Annotated in this window: 1 pseudogene; it reads left to right on the plus strand. The window is 55.4% G+C overall.

Annotated features, from left to right (window positions below):
• Window positions 1–194 precede the first annotated feature (194 nt).
• Window positions 195–428: pseudogene (locus AB1462_RS32205) on the plus strand (hypothetical protein); the annotation flags it as partial.

A 428-nucleotide genomic window follows, 5' to 3' on the forward strand; every position in this document is an offset into this window, starting at 1 on the left:
TGTTTACTTCACCGATCAAGGCGTAATCGTCGAGCATGGTCCGCCGGACAAGCTCTTCACCAAGGCCGAAGACCCCAGAACCCGGCAGTTTCTAAGCCAGGTTCTGTAGCAGAAAACAACATTGCCGAAGTCAGACGCTCGGGCAGCGCAGCCCGCGCGAACGACGCTGCTCGGCTTTTTTACAGGAGCTAACGATGCTTGAATCCAATCCGACAAATGGCATTAAAAACAAAGATCCTTTGTTGCAGCCGCTGACCATCAAGAAACTGAAGCTTAGAAACCGGGTAATGAGTACCAGTCACGCCTGCGGCCTTGAGGTTGGCGGCATGCCGGAGGAGGCCTATCAGCGCTATCACGAGGAAAAGGCCCAAGGCGGTTTGGCCCTCTCGATGTTTGGCGGATCGTCCAACGTGGACCGCGACTCTCCG

The organism is Pseudomonas sp. SB113, from assembly GCF_040754745.1.
GTDB lineage: Bacteria > Pseudomonadota > Gammaproteobacteria > Pseudomonadales > Pseudomonadaceae > Aquipseudomonas > Aquipseudomonas grimontii.